Annotated in this window: 9 protein-coding genes; 7 read left to right on the top strand and 2 right to left on the bottom strand. The window is 34.7% G+C overall.

Going from position 1 to position 19,930, the window contains the following annotated elements; all coding sequences use genetic code 11:
* Positions 1-75: 75 nt before the first annotated feature.
* The gene (gene clpB, locus QYS49_RS18220) at positions 76-2,700 is read right to left on the bottom strand and encodes an ATP-dependent chaperone ClpB (RefSeq protein ID WP_308349410.1); all 2,625 of its coding nucleotides are present in this window, start codon (positions 2,698-2,700) and stop codon (positions 76-78) included.
* A gap of 656 nt (positions 2,701-3,356) precedes the next feature.
* On the opposite strand from clpB, the gene QYS49_RS18215 reads away from it, so the two are divergent.
* Entirely contained in the window at positions 3,357-6,098 is a 2,742-nt protein-coding gene (locus tag QYS49_RS18215) for a ligand-binding sensor domain-containing protein (RefSeq protein ID WP_308349409.1), read from the top strand.
* Positions 6,095-6,517 carry a thioesterase family protein gene (locus QYS49_RS18210; protein ID WP_308349408.1) on the top strand — a complete coding sequence of 141 codons (423 nt, stop codon included), beginning with the start codon at positions 6,095-6,097 and terminating at the stop codon, positions 6,515-6,517. The genes QYS49_RS18215 and QYS49_RS18210 overlap by 4 nt, the downstream gene beginning before the upstream one ends.
* Before the next feature lie 8 nt (positions 6,518-6,525).
* On the opposite strand, the gene QYS49_RS18205 is transcribed toward QYS49_RS18210, so the two are convergent.
* Positions 6,526-11,670: a PKD domain-containing protein gene (locus tag QYS49_RS18205; protein ID WP_308349406.1), complete on the bottom strand. Its 5,145-nt coding sequence runs from the start codon at positions 11,668-11,670 to the stop codon at positions 6,526-6,528.
* A gap of 254 nt (positions 11,671-11,924) precedes the next feature.
* Between QYS49_RS18205 and QYS49_RS18200 the strand changes: the two genes are divergently transcribed.
* The 5 genes from QYS49_RS18200 (at position 11,925) to QYS49_RS18180 (ending at position 19,925) form a co-directional block, all read left to right on the top strand.
* Positions 11,925-12,968 (top strand): PorP/SprF family type IX secretion system membrane protein, encoded by a 1,044-nt coding sequence (locus tag QYS49_RS18200; protein WP_308349405.1) that lies wholly within the window; start codon positions 11,925-11,927, stop codon positions 12,966-12,968.
* Between the two features lie 8 nt (positions 12,969-12,976).
* A complete protein-coding gene (locus QYS49_RS18195; protein ID WP_308349404.1) occupies positions 12,977-14,221 on the top strand; it encodes a M48 family metallopeptidase in 1,245 nt (414 codons plus the stop codon).
* 165 nt (positions 14,222-14,386) lie between these two features.
* Positions 14,387-16,699, top strand: a complete 2,313-nt coding sequence (locus QYS49_RS18190) for an OmpA family protein (protein ID WP_308349403.1) — start codon at positions 14,387-14,389, stop codon at positions 16,697-16,699.
* A 169-nt stretch (positions 16,700-16,868) separates the two neighbouring features.
* The gene (locus QYS49_RS18185) at positions 16,869-18,443 is read left to right on the top strand and encodes an acyl-CoA carboxylase subunit beta (RefSeq protein ID WP_308349402.1); all 1,575 of its coding nucleotides are present in this window, start codon (positions 16,869-16,871) and stop codon (positions 18,441-18,443) included.
* A gap of 603 nt (positions 18,444-19,046) precedes the next feature.
* Positions 19,047-19,925, top strand: a complete 879-nt coding sequence (locus QYS49_RS18180; protein ID WP_308349401.1) for a sterol desaturase family protein — start codon at positions 19,047-19,049, stop codon at positions 19,923-19,925.
* Positions 19,926-19,930: the final 5 nt, after the last annotated feature.

Genomic DNA, 19,930 nt, shown 5'->3' with positions numbered 1-19,930 from the left:
GTGTTTAAAAGCCATAAAAAAACCGTATGAAGAATTTCCTCATACGGTTTTTTTAGTTTCAATAATTATATAAAATTATTCTATTTCAACGTCTTCTACATTTCTGAAAACGATTTCATCATTTTCCATTTCTACCAAAACGGTGCTGTCATTACTGATTTCACCTGATAGAATTTGTTTGGATAATTGATTTAAAATAGTACGCTGCATCACTCTTTTCAATGGTCTTGCACCAAATTGAGGATCATAACCTACTCTTCCTAAATAGTCGAGTACATCATTTGTAGCATCTATCTGAACTCCATTCTCTTTCAAGCGATGTTGAATTTCTTTCCATTGAATGCTTACAATTTGTCTCAAAATTTCTTCATTCAGTGGTTCAAACATGATGGTTTCATCAACTCTGTTCAGGAATTCAGGCTTGACTGAACGTTTCAGCAATTCATACACTTCATTTCGGGTCTGATCCATTATTTCAGCCTTTTTCCATTCATCTCCCACATAATTCTCAGGACTTAATCGTTCCTGAATTAATGTTGAACCAATATTGGTCGTCATGATGATGATGGTGTTTTTGAAATTAGCCAATCGCCCTTTGTTATCAGTCAATCGACCGTCATCCAATACTTGCAGCAAAATATTAAAAGTATCAGGATGCGCTTTTTCAATTTCATCCAGCAAAATAACTGAATATGGTTTCCTACGAACAGCTTCTGTCAACTGACCGCCTTCATCATACCCTACATATCCTGGAGGCGCTCCAACTAGTCGGCTGACAGAATGCCTTTCCTGATATTCAGACATGTCAATTCTGACCATGGCATTTTCATCGTTGAATAAATATTCAGCTAATGCTTTTGCAAGCTCAGTTTTACCCACACCGGTTGTCCCCATAAAAATAAAGGAGCCAATTGGTTTTCGTGGATCTTGCAATCCTGCACGGCTTCTTCTTACAGCATCCGATAAAGCACCAATGGCTTCTCTTTGTCCGGCTACTCGTTTACCTAATTCTTTTTCAAGTTGTAATAATTTATCTCTATCACTTTGTAGCATTTTGCTAACAGGAATACCTGTCCAACGAGCCACTACATCTGCAATTTCTTCTGCTCCAACTTCCTCTTTCAGCAAAGTATGGCTGGAATCCTGCATTTCCCGCATTTTAACTTGGAAGTCGTTCAATTTAGCCTCCGCTTCGGTTAATTTACCATATCGGATTTCCGCAACTTTGCCAAAATCGCCAGAACGTTCAGCTTGCTCGGCTTCTAGTTTTAGTTTGTCAATATGCTCTTTTTGTTTTTGAATTCCTTGGATAACTTCTTTCTCACCTTCCCATTTAGCTTTCAAATCCTGTCTTTTTTCATTCAGATCAGCTAACTCCTTATTGATCAAGTTTTCCTTGTCTTTATTTTTTTCTCGCCTCATCGCCTCACGCTCAATTTCCAATTGCATGATTCTTCGGTTTAGCTCATCGAGTTCTTCCGGCAAGGAATCTATTTCAATTCTCATTTTGGAAGCAGCTTCATCCATTAAATCAATAGCTTTATCGGGCAAGAATCTATCTGAGATATAGCGGCTTGATAATTCCACTGCAGATATTACAGCATCATCTTTTATACGAACACCATGGTGCACCTCATATTTATCTTTAATTCCTCTTAGGATGGAAATAGCATCTTCCTGAGAAGGCTCATCCACCACAACAGCCTGGAATCTTCTTTCTAGTGCTTTGTCTTTTTCAATATGTTTCTGATATTCTTTTAAAGTTGTGGCACCAATTGCATGCAATTCTCCTCTAGCTAATGCTGGTTTCAATAAGTTAGCAGCATCCATTGCGCCTTCTCCACCACCAGCTCCAACTAAGGTGTGAATCTCATCAATGAATAAGATGATTTGTCCATCCGAATCAGTCACTTCTTTGATGACAGATTTTAATCTTTCTTCAAATTCTCCTTTATATTTTGCTCCGGCAACCAATAGACCCATATCCAAAGAAATCAAGATTTTCTCTTTCAGATTTTCAGGTACATCGCCATCCACAATTCTTTGAGCCATTCCTTCCACTATGGCGGTTTTACCAACTCCAGGCTCTCCTAAAAGGATTGGATTGTTTTTAGTCCTTCTGGATAGGATTTGCAGAACCCTTCTAATTTCCTCATCTCTTCCGATAACAGGATCAATTTTCCCCGCTTTGGCTTGCTCGTTTAAGTTAATGCTATATCGCTCCAAAGAACGGTATTTCGATTCTGCATTTTGGTCCTTCACGGAATCTCCGCCTCTCAATTCTTTAATAGCTTTAATTAAATCTTTTTCGGCATATCCAGCATCTTTTAATAGGGTAGAGGTCTTATCTCCAGTTTTTAAAATTCCTAAAATTAAATGCTCAATGGCAACATAATCATCCTTAAATTCTTTCAAGAATTTTTTAGCTTCCGTCATCGCCTTATGAGCATCGTTTGATAAATAAGGCTGTGCCCCGCTCACTTTCGGATAACTCTCTACTAATTCATTCAATTTAGTTTCTAATTGAGCCTTATTAACATTGAGCTTTTTATTGACAAAAGAAAGTACGTTCTCATCCGTCTGCTGAATGGCTTTCAATAAATGCCCTGTTTCAATGGCTTGTTGCCCATTTCCCAGCGCTATCTCGGCAGCTTTTTGAATCGCTTCCTGAGATTTTATGGTATATTCATTTAGGTTCATTTTTGTAAGTTTTTGATTTCTACATTGATTGATTAACAATTCTTTGACCAAGTTGGGTAAACTGTCTTTTTGACTTATTTCAAATTAAAACTTCATTAATTCAAGACTATTTGTCACTATTTTTCAATTTAAGTGGATTTCATAGAAGACATTCTTTCACTTTTTTAACGAAATCAAGCTGATAGAAGTGTTCATTAGGCTTTTAGGGCTTGCTTAAAAAGTCTCGAGTGCCTCATCCCGATAAATACGGGACAAGTTATACAATCGGGCTAAGTGAAGGCGTATTGTAATACTTCGAGCCTGCCTGCCGGCAGGCAGGCTTTAACCCGGGAAGTAGATGAGGTGCTTGAGGCTAGAGCACTAGAAATCAAAATTGGCTTTTACTTCAAAAATGCTTGCACTTGCTGAAAAAATTTTATTCAATAATCATTGCCAAAAAAGATGTGGAATTCATTTTTATTATATAACCTGTTTTTAAGTAAGCCCTCTTTCTTCATCAGAGAAAGAGGCTGTTGAAATTGGGACGTTTGTATGTCCTTTAAGTTGAATTATTTCAATACCTTTATAATGATTTTAATTTTATCCATAAATATTTACGTCATCAGATGAAGTTTTTCCACCCCTTTTTATTTTTAATATTGCTAAGCCAATTTCTGATGGCTCAAAATGGGGATGTAGTCCTAAATCATTATAAAGTGCCTCTGCCTCCTCAAGACTATCTTTTTCAAGATATGGATATTGATAATCAAGGCAGATTATTAGTAGCTTATAAAAAAGGGATTTTACAATTTGATGGAAATAATTGGGTAAAAGTAAGGGTCAATAGTAGCCCAATTAAATTCTTAAAAGTTGATAATAAGGATATACTTTTAGCTAAAGATGGGATTTATGAATTAACAGAAGATCAATTTCACAGTAATAAGCTGAAACTTCTTTATAAGACACCATTACTTTCTCCGATAGTTGATTTAATTACTTATGAAGATCAATATTATTTATTGGCAAATGAAAAAATCACAGTATTTAGCAAGGATTTTAAGAAACTAGAAACTTTTGAATCTAACCTAGGTTTTAAAGATATTTTTGTTTTTAACGAGAAATTATATGCTTTTGAGGATAATTATTTGGTTGAAAACGTGGAGAATACATGGGTTGATTTAAATCTTTTCGCTCCTAAAAATACCGATTTCGTTTTTTCAATAAAGGGATCAGAGCAATTATACTTTTCTTACGATAATGGAGATTTTTATTCTTTTGATGGTAAAGAATTCACCCCTTATTCTTCCACTTTGAATGAATATTTAAGAGAAAACTATCCTATATCTGGAAAAAATTTGGATGGGAAAATCATCATCTCAACTTTAATTGGGGGAGTGGTTATAGTGGATGAAAAATCGGGAGATATAGTTTCCACTATTCAAAATTATAACGGTCTTCCGACAAATGAGGTGAATGCCATCACTATGGATCGACAAAAAGGATTGTGGCTTGCTCATCCTTATGGCTTATCAAGAGCAGCTTTAGATATTCCATTAAAAGATTTTCAATTCTATCCTGGCTTGGAAGGTTTACCAGAAACCATTGCCTTAAGTGGTGATACTTTATGGGTAGGGACTACTGAAGGTTTATACTTTCTGAATGAAGTGAAAGATTATGAAACTTTACAGAAAAAGATGATCCAAAAGGTCAGAATTAGTCAGCCTAACAAACCTAATCTAGAAAGTGAAGAAGAAGATAATGGTTTCTTTCAAAATTTATTTAGTTCAACTGATAATTCAGAAGAACAAGCATTTATAGAGGAAGAGCTTAAAAAATACCGTAAGATTTATCGCAATGATGGAATTCGTTTTAGAGCATTGAGAGAAAAATTAGATAAAAAGGAGCAAGAATTAAAGGATTCCATACAAAATGCAAATCAAAATCAATCAAAACCAAAACGGGGGAAATCGAATGATATAAAGCCAAAATACAAATCTGTTGTAAAGATCATTGATATTTCTCGTTTGAAATCTATAAAATTTGAATACCAAAAAGTCAAAGCTGTTACTCCCCATGTTGAATCTATCATAAAAGTAGAGGGTGGGATAATAGCAAGAAGCAATACTGGACTTTATTTAGTCAAAAGAGATGAAACAATAAAGATATCAAATTTAAGAATTGTTAAGAAAATGCTTTATCATTCTGAAAAGCAACTCTTATGGTTGAGCAATATTGATGGATTGTTTAGTATTGATTTGAGTAATAATGATTTTTCCTTGCAAAAACATTCGGATAATTATTTTCATGACATCATGATCCATGATGATCAATTATCTGCAATCGGGGAAAATATCTTGGTGATATATGATATTGAAAATGCAGGTTTACAAATTTTTAAAAAGCTCAATATTAATAATAGTTTTTCAGAAGAAATGTTATTGTTCTATGAAAATAGCAATTTAAAGCTATTGAGGACCGATGGTATATTGGTATTGGATAAAGCTTCCAATAATTTAAAGATTGATAGCCTATTTGATAAACCTATTAAATATTTTTTGAAAGATCAAAACGAGGATATATGGTTATTGAATGCTGAAGATGAGTGGTCTGCATTGCAAAAAGAAATCCCAACACAATTAAAGGATTGGTTGCATATTGTGCCATCAGTTAAAAGTATATTTAACCAAGCTGACTCTATAGTTTATTTGGTAACAAACGAACGAATTTCAAGATGGAAATATCATTTTGAAAAAGAATATCCATTGCCTAAAACTTTCATAGAAGGTGTAATGGTTGAAAATGAATGGGTGTTGGATACGGAAGTTATCAAAATGGAACATGGTCAAAATAATTTAAAAGTTGTTTTAAGCACACCTGAATACTTATTTAAAGATGATGTGGTCTATCAATATTATGTTAAAGGATTGATGGATGATTGGTCTAGTTGGTCTTCAATTCGTGAAATTGATTTTCCTTATATTCCAACTGGTAAATATGTATTGGAACTTAGAGCTAAAACATTCTTAAATGATGACATTAGAAATTTCGATTTTCAATTTGAAGTATTGCCGCCTTATTGGCAAACTTGGTGGTTTTATATGTTGGAAATTGCTTTCTTTAGCATATTAATTTTAATATCTATTAAATTAAATACTTCCAGTCAAAGCTCTTATTTAACAAAAACTTTTACTTTCTTAACCTTAATTCTATTTCTAGAATTTTTAGCTACTATTTTAGAGAATAATTTAGAAGGCTATGTAGATGATTCCCCAGTTTATACTTTTGCGATTAATGTTGTGTTGGCTTTGTCCATAACACCGATTGAAAGAGCAATTAGTAAAGTTTTAATAAGGTTCAATTCAGCAAGATCAAAAGAATTGATATCGAAAATGAGGGCTAATCAAAAAGAAAAACAATGAGTAGAGTAAAAATCGAAGAACCTGATCAATATATTTTTAAAGCGAATATTAGGACCAGAATTACAGATCTAAATTATGGAGGACATGTTGGCAATGACAGGATATTTGCATTCATGCACGATGCTAGGGTTCAATTTTTTAAATCTTTGGGCTATGAAAATGAATTGAATTTTGAAGGCTTAGGTAATATTCAAACAGATGCTGCAATAACATATAAGGCAGAAGTTTTTGCTCATGAAGACATTGAAATAGCTATCGGTATTAAAGATATTAATAAATACGGTTGTGATTTTGTATATAAATTTATGAAATCCGATGGTAGTTTAGCAGCTTTAGGTAAGACTGGCGTTGTTTTCTTCGATTATGAAAAGAGGAAAATCGCTTCGATTCCTAAGTCATTCCTAGAAAAAATAAAGTAGTCAGGAATTTACCTGACTACATGTACTCCACCCCTTTGTTCATAAGTTCTGCCGTTTGCATCTGTACTTCTAAAGTTGATGATATAGGCATATAATCCTGGTGGAACGGCTACTCCGCCTAAGTCGGTAGCATCCCATTCAAAGTTTTTGTCATTTGATTCGTAAACAATAGTTCCCCATCTATTGAAGATGATTATTTGAAAATCTCCAACATATTCATTAGCAAACACACTGAAAACTCTGTTTTGAGCAATAGAACTATTTGGTTTAATGGCGTCAGGAGCAAATACTTTAGGTTGACAATCCTCTAAAACAGTTGTTTTAATATCAAATTCACAACCAGATGCAGTCAATACCACTCTATACTCACCAGGCTCGTTTGCAATTACAGTTCTACTATTTGAAGTGCTTCCATTAGGTAGCGTCCAAGTATAAGTTCCGAAAGAACCAGGATCTAAAGTAACAGTTCTTTCTGTTTCTACTCCTGTAGGGCAAATGAAATAAGTGCTTTGAATTTGCGGTTGAAACACTTCTTGCACCGTAATATCACGGTTAATTACAACTGGATCGCAACCACCAGGTCCATTATCATTTACTGTAAATGTATAAGTGCTACTTTCAGTAATGTTCCATTCTAAAATATTGGTTGCTGGATCAACAGATTGAATATTGGTTCCTTGTGCATTTGTCATGGAATAATTAAAGTCTCCACTTCCACCGCTAATGGTACCGATTAGTAAAACTGTACCGTCCTCACAATTCGTTTCAGTGACTAAACTCGTTTCTACAGCTGTATAAATATTATCAACATTAACAGACAGTTCTGTTGCACAACTTATATTACCTCTAGGACTTACAGTGACAGAATATGTGCCTGCTTGATTTACATTTATACTCTGTCCTTGAGCTCCATTGCTCCAGTTGAAAGTGTAATCATCAGGGTTTTGCCCATCTAAAACTGCTGTAAGTTGATTTCCCCCATCACAGTCTACAATATTTTCGATTTCCAATATATTAGCTTGTGGGCTTAATTGTACAGTGATTGTTGTTGTAGATGGACATAATGTTCCTTCATTAGCTGTTATAGTATAATCACCTGCTCCAACATTGTTGCGGTCAGTTGGTTCTGTTGTAAAATCGAAAGTAGCATTAGGGTTTAATCCTTCTAAATAGGCTTGTAAGTCATAACTATTTCCACAACCGAATACATTATCATCTGGATTAAAATCTACAGAATCCGGTAAAGTGATATCAAAAGGTATTGTTCCTAAACAACCATTATTATCTGTTACCTCTATGCTATAGGAACCCTCACTTAAATTAATTACATTAAACGGAGTTGAAGTAGCAGTGCCGTTATCAATTATATTACTATTTTGATCGATTATTTCCCAATTAAAAGCAGGTGCTAAAGGTCCTGGATTTCCAATTAATCTCACTTCAATTGATTGGCTATTTGGGGCGCAATCTGTTGTTATTTGATCTACTTCAACTGAGAAATCGGTATTTGTTAAGGAAACAGTTTCAACTGTACTACAGCCCGATAAATTGTCAGTTGCAGTAATATTATACGTACCCGCTGCCAAGTTACTGCCTGTTGTTTGATTATCTGGAACTGCCGTAGGACCAGACCATGTGATTGTTAAATCTCCTGAACCACCAGATGAGTTAGTAATTTCTATAGATCCATTATCCATTCCACAAGTTGGGGCATTCACTATATTGGTAGAAATAACCGGATTTTCATTCACGCTCACTTCTATTTCATCTTCTGCAAAACAATTAGGATCTAATGGATCTGGAATTTCTACTCTTATTAGAAATGTTCCTGGTGTACTAGTATCCATATTAAAGTTTTGTCCATTAGCAGTTTGTTGAACATCATCCACAAACCAACGATATTCATTGGCATTACCACTTGCATTTAGTCTTAAACTTTCATCCTGGCAAATTGATCTGTCTCCTCCTAAATCAGCTTCATAAGGAGGACCTACAAATATTTCAGCAGTAGACACACAGCCATTTGCACTGGTTATAGTCACGTTGTAAATTCCAGTTTCAGTTATTTCAATGGTTTGTGTTGTTTCTCCAGTATTCCATAAATAGCTGTGTCCGGCTTCATCCACTATGTCTTCACCCAAAGTAAGAGTGTTTCCGCAAAAGTTTCTTTGGTTAATTACATTGCTAACATCTGGACTTGGGAAGATTTCAAAATTCTCCACTAATAATACATCAAAACCACATTCATTGGTAATTCGGAGTGCTGCTTCGTATACTCCTGGCTCTAGGTCTATATCTAATGTGTCATTTTGATTATTGGAAGTATAAACACTTGTACTGCTGTCTGCTGGAGTAATGGTCCAATTAAACTGATCAAAATTTGTTTTACCTGTGGCTCCTAAAATAATAGGTTCTGAACTACAATTGGCAGCAACATTTATGCTAGGTTCTTGTTGTGGAGTTGAAAGGTTTTGAACAAAATTCGGCAACCCCAGACGGCTATTTCTCCCCGCTAAATTGAACGGCTGGAGACTACTAGCCAAATTACTTCCATTATTAGGGGCAAATCTTTGATCTGGCGATCCTATAGTATAAACATCGGGACTATTGTTTGCTGCAATATAGAGTTGTCCATTTGGCCCTGTTTGAATTGCTCCTGCTTCAAAACTCAAATCTGCAATGGTTACACTATCAGGATTTTCAATCTCTTCTATAGTATAATCATCATTTACAGGGATTTGAAGTAAAACTGAATTAGCTCCATTATTGATAGTGGCATAAAGTAAGTCAGCACTTGGTGAAAATTCTATTCCATAAACTTCTCCACCAAAATTGACATCTAATAAAGCTTCTTCCCAATTATCAAGGCTGTCTCTTCTTAGGAAATCAATAAAAGCTCCTCCTGAATTATAAGCCTGAGCGACTTTATCACCACCGGCAGCATATTTTAAATATCCAGTTGCTGAGGAGTTCGAGAAATAATCACTTCCTTGAGATATGTATTCTGCAGCATTAATTCCCTGATCGTTTACAGGATATAACCTATAACTATTACTGCCTAATTCATGAGTTAAAACATTTGTGTTTTCGTTACCTTGTGCAGCTACTTTTTCAGTACTTCTACTATATATTTTTCTGTTTTTCAAAACAACATCTCCTAAGCCCTCATTCAATTTTAAATCTATTAAAGCATAGGAGAAATTACTCGTATCTGAACTTACATCTTGATTCAGGAATAAGTAGTATAAAGAAGGATCACTTCCATGAGCTACTGCAATTACTCCCTGAGAAGCATCCGGATCGCCACCTAAGTCCGTTCCATTTGCCATCACGTTATGTTCCGAATCCCAAATCACATCACCATTTGTATAAAATAGTAAATCACCATTATCATCAGAAACAGTTGTACAACCTTCTTGAGCTTCTATATTTCCATCAGTGACCGCAACAGGACCTCCTTCATTATTGAAATCTATTCCGGCACCATCTCCAAAATACCAAAAATTAGCTTTTTGTTTTTCTTCTTCGAATAGGGTTAATTCAAAACTGGCTGTTACCGTACAATTTCCAACCGTAACGGCAGCGGAATAAACTCCAGACTGAAGAAAGGTTGCTGTCCCATCACCATTATCTGTAAATTTTTCAGGATCGGGATTAATCCATACTACCTGGTCTGGATCAGATCCATCACCTAAAGTAGGACCATAATTTTCTAGAGGTAACTCACATACTGTAGAATCTTGAAGTTGTACTTCTGAATCGAATTGCTCTACCGTTACTAAAGTAGAATCGATGAAGAAATTACCGCCTGCGTTGACTCTCAAAATCACATTGTAGCTTCCTGCTTCCTCATATATTATGTTAGGACTAATAGCATCAGAAGTTTGCCCATTTCCAAAATCCCAATCCAAAGTAGTAATGTCTTCCAAATCACTGTAGTCGGCAAAAAATGAAACGGGGTTGTTTTGGCAAATAGATTGATTAAGGGTTGTGGTATACCAATCAAATGATATATCACCATCAATAAGGGCTGGGGGGGCAATTGTCGGGAAATTTCCTGCATTTCCAAAAGACTGCATGTTGAATAAATCCCATTGAATATTTAAAGAATCAGGAATTGAATCCGTCATAGAAATGCTGCTTAGAAATTCCTCGGCTCCATTATTATATAAGAAATATAGGTTTCCATCGGGACCATTCTGTAAGGCATTAATATTCGTTACAGTTCTGTCCAATACATTTTCAGAAGTGGCACTATCCAGATTCAGTTGTATTAATCGGCTTTCGGATGTGTTGGTGTTGTTTCTACTATAATATAAATTTCTTCCTCCAATAGACCATTCCAAATCGGTAATGACTTGATTTACAGCACCCGTATTGTTTAAAATATTTTCATTCTGAAAAATAGGGTTGTTAGTATCTGTTAAATTTAATTCTAATAAAATAATATTTTTTGGGCTCCCATTTACATTAGCAGAGCTTAAAGCTAAAGATAGGGTATTACTCATTTGATTTCTTACCGATAAATTATTGAGTTCATAATCAATAGAAAAATCATGAGAAGCGATACTTGTTAATGAACCATTATTTTGAATCTGGGCTAATTCTAAAGTGTTATTTTCCTGAAAAACCAGGAAATAGCTTTCACCAAGTTTAAATGAGTTGATATAATCTGATAAGTTGGAAAATCCTGTTCCCTGAGCAGATGAGGTTACTTCTCCAAAATCGCCCTGCGCCATATTTACGTTAAGAAACTGTAGTTCGTTAGCTGCATTAATGATGTATATATAATAAATATTGTCATTAGGGTTTAATGAGGGGATTATTGCAGCAGGATATCTTAGAGTGCTATTCCCGCCAATTCCAGTGCCACCAGGTAATATTTGATGGTTTTTACCGTATACATTTTCACCGTCAGTATAAAAAAGAAGCTGTCCATCTACACCGTTGGCGGCCACTGCAGCACCACCACTTCCAAAAGGTATAGCCTGATTTTCTATTAGGTTAGCACTTCTATCCGCATTTTTATCAAATTGAATAGCGGCACTATTATTTCCGAAATACCAAAAAGATTCAGAAAAATCCTGAGCCTGAGTATTGCTGGCTAAAATGGTTAAAAGAAGGATTAAACCCCTAAATAATTGATTGCTCATACAATTGTGTGTTGTCAATAGTTTAACTTTAACGTAAAATGATATAGATTAATTTTCTTTAATAGAAAATATATGATTTACGAATAAGTTGCGTTTACATAATATAAACCGAAATTTAAAAATAAATAGATTAAAGACGGGAATAATTTACTGTTTTTCAATTTTTTAGAAGAAATTTATAAAATATTTATTGTGAATATCCCTCTTTCTGACTTATTTCATATCTTTCGATAAATTTGAATTTAATTTGTGTTGTGGTTAAACTAATTAATAGTCAAAAACTTCTTGTAATGGTAATGTTGGTTTTGTTTTTTTCTTCATTCAATGAAGCAAAAGCGCAAGACCCTCAATTCTCTCAATTTTATGCAGCTCCATTGTATTTAAATCCAGCTTTTGCAGGAAATACGCAAATGAGTAGGGCAGGAATAAACTATCGAAACCAATGGCCTAGTATTAATGCTAATTTCACAACTTATTCAGCCTATTTTGATCATTATTTCGATATGATTTCAAGTGGAGTGGGCTTGATTATTTCCAGAGATGAAGAAGGAATAGCGGGTTTAAGGTCTACATCTGTTGGGGCTCAATATGCATATCAACTGCGTTTAAGTGAGAATTTAACATTTAGACCTGGGGTGCAAGCAGCCGTTTTTAATCGAAATCTTAATTTCAGTAATTTAACTTTTGGAGATCAATGGGATCCGGAAACGCAATCATTCGAAAATCCAACGGGTGAAATCTCAACTGGGGAAAGTAAAACCTTTTTTGATTTATCATTTGGTGGAGTACTTTATTCAGAGAATTATTGGTTTGGCTATTCAGTTTTCCATTTAAATCAACCAAATCAATCCATATTGGGAGATGAAAGCAAATTACCAATGAAGCATTCGTTTCATGCAGGCTATAGAATCCCTCTAAAAACAGGCTATAAGAAAGGCTTTACTAGAAGCGGTGATGAAAGAAGTATTACACCTACCGCTCAATATAAAATGCAAGGTGGTTTCCAACAACTTGATTTAGGAATTTACAGCACCTTAGAACCAATGGTGGTAGGTTTATGGTATAGAGGAATTCCATTTCAAACGCCTAATGGTTTTTCATCCTCAGAATCATTAGTAGCCCTTTTAGGGTATGCTTATGAGAAAATATCTGTAGGTTATAGCTTTGATTATACCTTATCTGATCTTGGAATTCGTAGTGGAGGAGCGCATGAAATCTCTATTTCTTATGTCCTATCCCTTACCGATCCTCGTAGACCACCAGCAGACAAATTAAGAATACCTTGTCCTAAATTTTAAACTCAGAAATGATTTTTACTGTAGATCAATTATTTACGATCATTATTTTGATTGTGGTGGTCGATTATGCCATCAATACTATTATAGATGTTTTAAATCTCAAAAAATCTAGTGCTAAACTTCCGGAAGATTTAAAAGATATTTATGAAGAGGAAAAATACCAAAAAGCAATAAAGTATCAGAGAACGAATACTAAGTTTGGCCTTTTGAGTGGTTTTTCTAGTGTTATTATAATGTTTCTGGTATTGTACTTTGGTATTTTGGGAGAATTAGATTCCTGGACTCGTATTTATTTCGACTCGGTGATTACCCAAACCCTGGCATTTTTTGGAATAGTTTATATCATCAATGATATATGGAATATTCCATGGCAATGGTATGCTGCATTCAATATTGAAGAGAAATTTGGTTTTAATAAACTGACCCTCGCTTTGTTTTGGAAGGATAAATTAAAGTCCTATTTATTAACCGCTATTGTTGGAGGGATATTACTAAGTGTATTAGTCCTATTAATTTTGTGGCTTGGTCAATCTTTCTGGTGGATTTTCTGGTTGGTTATTGTATTATTCATGGTAGGAGCTAATTTTTTCTATACAAGCTGGATATTGCCACTTTTTAATAAATTGACACCACTTGAAGATGGATCATTGAGAGAGAAAATTATGAGTTATGGAAAATCTGTAAATTTTCCGATTGAAAATATTTATATCATGGATGGTTCAAAACGTTCTTCTAAAGCCAATGCATTTTTTTCAGGCTTTGGAAAACGGAAAAAGATCGTATTGTTTGATACACTTCTGGATAAACATACTGATGAGGAACTAGTAGCCATTTTAGCACATGAAGTAGGTCATTATAAGAAAAAACACACAATTTCTGGTTTGGTAAGTGCTGTTCTACAAACAGGAGTAATGTTACTCATTATGTCCTATATGATTTTTAATCCTTATCTAAGTCAGGCATTAGGCGCTGAACAATTGAGTTTTCCGGTTAATTTTATTGCTTTTGGGATAATTTATACGCCAATTAGTATGCTTTTATCTTTGTTCTCAAACTTCATTAGTCGAAAACATGAATTCCAAGCGGATAAATTTGCGGCAAATACTTACAACGGTGAAGAACTTCAAAATGCTCTTAAAAAGCTTTCTATTGATAGTTTAAGTAATTTAAAGCCTCATAAACTGTATGTGATCTTTCATTACTCACATCCGCCTTTGTTGCAAAGATTACAAGCTATCGATAAGCACAAGTAAAGATTGCCTGTTTTTTAAAGAAAAAATTTATCTTTATGCTTTAATAGTACCAATACCACTTTAAATGGTTATATTTCTATTGAATAAACAAGAGAAGTATATCTGCGTTTATTTTAGGAACTACTATTAACTATGAATTTAAAATTATATAAAAGCCATATTATCATGAAAAAATCACTTGTTTTTTTATTCTGCATGCTCATCTCATCAATGGTTTATGCTCAACAGAATAAAATAGATGACTTAATCTATAGAGGTGAAAATCTTTTCAAAATCCAAAACTATGAAGGTGCAGTAAAATCACTTTCGGAAGCCGTAGAGCTCGGAGCAAATGAGCCCTATGTGAATTATATGTTGGGGGTTTCTTACCTTAAAATGCCCAATGCAACGGATCAATTGAAAGCTTCAGCTATATTTGAAAATCTTGAAAGCTTAGATAATTTTAAAGGAATCCCAGATGAAGTTTATTACTACATGGCTCAGGCATTCCATAAAAGTCTAAAGCTTGAAAAAGCTACTCAATACTATGATCAGTATTTGAGAATTTTAGGTTCAAATGATGCTAAATTAAAAGCGGAAGTTGAATTAGAAATGACTAAAAGCGAAAATGCTAAACGTTTACTAAGCCAGAAAAAAGACATTAATATTCAAAGAATGGCGCCTCCTATTAATTCTGAGTTTACAGAGTATAATCCAGTGGTTTCAGCTGATCAATCTGTAATGGCTTTTACTTCTTTAAGGCCGGATTCTAGAACAGGAAGAGCTTCTGAGGAGGTTTATATAACTTATAAAAGTTCAGGCGATTGGGGTGAGCCCTCAAAAATCGAAATTAGAACAGATGAAAATGTAGGTACTGCTGGTATTTCTCCTGATGGTCAACAGATGCTTGTATTCATCGGATCTGGTAATAAAGGGAATTTATATATGATGAAGAAAGATGGTCAAGGCTGGAGCCAACCATCTGCTATTGAAGGATTAAATTCAAGAGATTTAGAAAGTACTGCTTCTATCACTCCGGATGGCAAGAAAATTTATTTTGCTAGTAATCGTCCAGGTGGACTAGGAGGAATGGATATTTGGGTAGCTGAAAAATTAGCGAATGATACTTGGGGAAATATCAAAAACCTTGGCCCAGAAGTTAATTCAAAATATGATGAGGATGCACCTTTTATTCATCCGGATATGAAAACATTATACTTTACTTCCAATGGAGATAAATCAATGGGAGGTAGAGATATTTTCAAAGCCAATTTAATGGGGGGTAAATGGACTAGTCCCGAAAACTTGGGATATCCAATCAATACACCTCTAAATGATAATTATTTCACTTTGTCAGCAGATGGAAGTAAAGGGTATTTTTCATCTGATAGAGAAGGTGGTTATGGTGGACAGGATATCTACATTTTCGATATGCCTGAGAAATATGCTAATATTCCACTAACGATGTTGAAGGGAAAAATTACGGCAGGTGAAGATGAGCAGCCTGTTCCTACTAAAATTAAATTAGTGGATAATGAAAATAATACAAAAGTGGATTATGTATATGATCCAGATCCGAAAACAGGTAATTATTTGATTATTCTTCCTCCAGGAAAAAATTATGATTTGATAATTGAATCAGAAGGATACTTGCCCTATACTTTAAATATTAATGTTCCTAACCAAACCTATTTTTATGAGCTTTATCAAAAGATTAATTTGAAATTGATTAAGCAATTTGATGTAGTGGTTGGACAAGAAGTTTCTGTCAACAATGCTTTTTATGATACTAAGCAAAGCGATTCATACTCACCGAGACAAGCCAATGAGGCGATGTTAGTACAAGGAGATAGCTTGGATGTTTATGAAATGATGGATGCCATTATAGCAGCTGAAGATACTGCGGCTTTCAATTACATGATGGACTTGATGTATAAAGTAAATCCAATTGATGATGTTGATTTTAGTGAGAATGAGGATGAAATGGAAATTGCTAGCAGAACCTATTATTATGACGAAAGCGATACTACTACATTAAAGAGTAGAGTTGTAGAAGGAGAGACCATTTATTCCTTGCCGACTATGTATGTAACCGAGGAGGCTGAGAGACAAAAGAAGGAAAAAGCTCAACAGCCAAAAGCTAATTATGATAAATCACTTTTAGAGCCTGTTTATAAAATTTATTATGATGTGGGTGCTTCTGAATTTGATGACAAATACAATGAGCAATTGCAAGAAATCTATCAGCATATTAAAGATAATGAGCAATTAGGAATTCAAATTTCAGGTTATGCTTCAGCTGAAGGAGATCCTGAATTTAATAGAAAGTTATCTAACAAAAGAGCCATAGAGGTGGTAAACTTTTTTAACTATAAAGGAATAGTTAGAAGAAGAATCATTGCAAAAGGATACGGTTCAACCAGAGCAGACACTAAAGATGCAGCTGAAAACAGAAGAGTTGAAGTTCAAATTGTTGATTTGAATAATTTAGACAAATAATTTGTATTAAATTTTCATAGAATGAAGGCTATCCAAATTGGGTAGCCTTTTTATTTGTAATTATTTAAACAGGATTTAGATACGAAGTAAGTATAGTTTGCCTATAAAAAATTCGTTTTTCATCTTACCTGTTCTATCTTTGAATGATTTTAATATAGGAAAAAACGATATGGAAAAACCTCTTTATACAAAACCGACCAATAAAGGAAAAAACGAATTATTAGCTCAGAAGAATGAATCAGCCCTAAAAGGGGGAGGGGAAGATAGAATTGAGGCCCAACATAAAAAAGGTAAACTAACCGCCAGGGAAAGAATTGACCTTTTGATGGATGAAGGTTCATTTGAGGAGATTGGTAAATTTGTAATGCACCGTTGTAAAGATTTTGGGCTTGAAAATCAGCATTACCCTGGAGATGGAGTAGTAACAGGTTACGGAACTGTTTCAGGTAGATTGACATACGTGTTTTCTCAAGATTTCACAGTATTTGGAGGTTCCTTATCGGAAACTCATGCTGAGAAAATTGTAAAAATAATGGATATGGCTATGAAGAATGGAGCGCCCGTAATCGGATTAAATGATTCAGGTGGAGCCAGAATTCAAGAGGGTGTAGTTTCATTGGGTGGTTATGCCGACATTTTTTATAGAAACGTAAGAGCTTCAGGTGTTGTGCCTCAAATCTCAGCAGTAATGGGGCCTTGTGCTGGAGGAGCAGTATATTCACCAGCCATGACAGATTTCATCATGATGGTGGAAAATACCAGTTATATGTTTGTAACTGGACCAAACGTAGTGAAAACAGTAACGCAAGAAAATGTAACTTCTGAAGAATTAGGAGGTGCTAGTACGCACAGCACTAAAAGTGGTGTTACGCATTTCTCATGTGCAAATGAATTAGAGTGTATCAATAATATTAAGCGATTGTTGAGTTACGTACCTCAGAACTGTGAAGATCCTGTGCCTTCTGTTCCTTATGAATTGAAAGATGATGAAAGTAGGGGAGTATTAAATGATATCATTCCTGATAATCCAAATCAGCCTTATGATATGCGTGAGGTAATAGAGGGAACTGTGGATGATAATAGTTTCTTTGAAGTGCATAAAAACTATGCGGAAAATATAGTAGTTGGATTTGCTCATTTAGCAGGTAGAAGTATTGGAATTGTTGGAAATCAACCGGCTTCTTTAGCAGGGGTTTTGGATAATGATGCCAGTAAAAAAGCGGCTCGTTTTGTGCGTTTCTGCGATAGTTTTAATATCCCACTATTGGTTTTTGAAGATGTTCCTGGATTCCTTCCTGGCACTGACCAAGAATGGAACGGAATCATTTCTAATGGAGCCAAGCTGCTTTATGCATTTAGTGAAGCTACGGTTCCAAGAGTAACGGTGATTACTAGAAAAGCTTATGGTGGTGCTTATGATGTAATGAATTCTAAACACATAGGTGCTGACATGAATTATGCTTGGCCGACTGCAGAAATCGCTGTGATGGGAGCTAAAGGAGCAGCAGAAATTATTTTCCGTAAGGAAATTGCCGCTGCAGACGATAAGGAAGCGAAGTTAGCTGAGAAAGTGGAAGAGTATACCGAAAAGTTTGCTAATCCATATAGAGCTGCTCATAGAGGATATATAGATGAAGTGATCCTTCCTTCTAACACAAGGAAAAAGTTAATCAAAGCATTTTCAATGTTGGAAAATAAGGTGGACAAACTACCAAAGAAAAAACACGGAAATATTCCATTATAAATGTCAGAGCCTCCTTTTGGAGGCTTTTTCATTTTAAGCTTATTATTAGAACGGAGGTTAAATATTTTCTTCCTTCATCTCCTTTTCTCGATGGGATACCATGGTCTTAAAAGAAAATATAATTAAAGTTTATCTAGAAAAAAGATAAGCATGATTTAAATAGAGGCATAAAAGGACCGAACTCATTTGATGAGTTCATTAATGGCTAACTCCCCCACTTTCGCCTTAAGCGAAAAAGCGGGCTGGAGGGTAAAATGGCGGGACAGCGTTGGCATTTGCGGGAAGTAGCATCATTTTACCTAGATTTTTTGCCAGCCAATAGCTGGTCAGCCTCTGGCTGACATACTTTTTCATCAATGGAAAAAGTATGAATGATTAAGCTAGTATTGAAATACAAAAATTGGCAGTTTAATACTTAATTCTGCTATCTAGGATGCCATATAAGAATCAAATACACTATTTTAATTTTAGCGAGGAAATCAGGGAATAGTAGAGCCCCCTTTTGGAGTTTTTTTTCTTTAACGAATTTTTTGAATGTAACATCAGTTACAGTGTTCTGAACACCTTTAGCCCTATCTTTGTTAAAGATTCAAAATCAGAGAAATGGAATACATTGATATTTTCATCACCTCCTTTAAGGACTATGCTCGCTATGTGGGAAATGAGGTTTTAAATCCACATTGGGGCAATTATTTATATTGGTTAATTGGTATATCACTTTTCTTTTTTGCCTTAGAATTAACTATGCCGTGGAGAAAAGATCAGCCAAAAATTAGAAAAGATTTTTGGTTAGATGCTTTTTATATGTTTTTCAATTTCTTCCTTTTCTCATTAGTAGGTTATTATGCCTTTTCTAATGTTTTTGTCCATTTGTTTAATGACTTTTTAGGATTGTTTGGTATAACAAATTTAGTAGCAATTGAAATCAATACCTGGCCAGTTTGGGCACAGCTATTGACTTTGTTTATTCTAAGAGATTTCATCCATTGGAATGTGCATAGATTATTGCATAGAGTTCCAGCCCTTTGGGAATTTCATAAAGTGCACCATTCCGTTGAGCAAATGGGATTTGCAGCGCATTTAAGATTTCATTGGATGGAAACCATCGTATATCGAACAATAGAATATATTCCTTTGGCTATGATTGGTTTTGGAATTCAAGAATTTTTATTGGTTCATTTGTTTGCCTTAGCAATAGGTCACTTTAACCACTCCAATATCAGAGTTCCTTTAGGGCCTTTTAAATATATTTTCAATAACCCTCAAATGCATATCTGGCACCATGCTAAGCATATTCCCTCAAAAACGGGAGTTAACTTTGGAATATCATTAAGTATTTGGGATTATATTTTCAGAACACATTATATCCCTAAAGATGGAAGAGATGAACCTTTAGGTTTTGACGATATGGACAAATTTCCATCGAAATTGAAAGATCAATTGATATATGGTTTGAAGCCAAGGAAAGAAAAAACAAAATAATTTAG

This window comes from Marivirga salinae (assembly GCF_030503855.1).
In the GTDB taxonomy this organism is placed as follows: Bacteria; Bacteroidota; Bacteroidia; order Cytophagales; family Cyclobacteriaceae; genus Marivirga; species Marivirga salinarum.
Note: the sequence above shows the minus strand (reverse complement) of the source record. Positions and strands in the feature narration are given on the sequence as shown.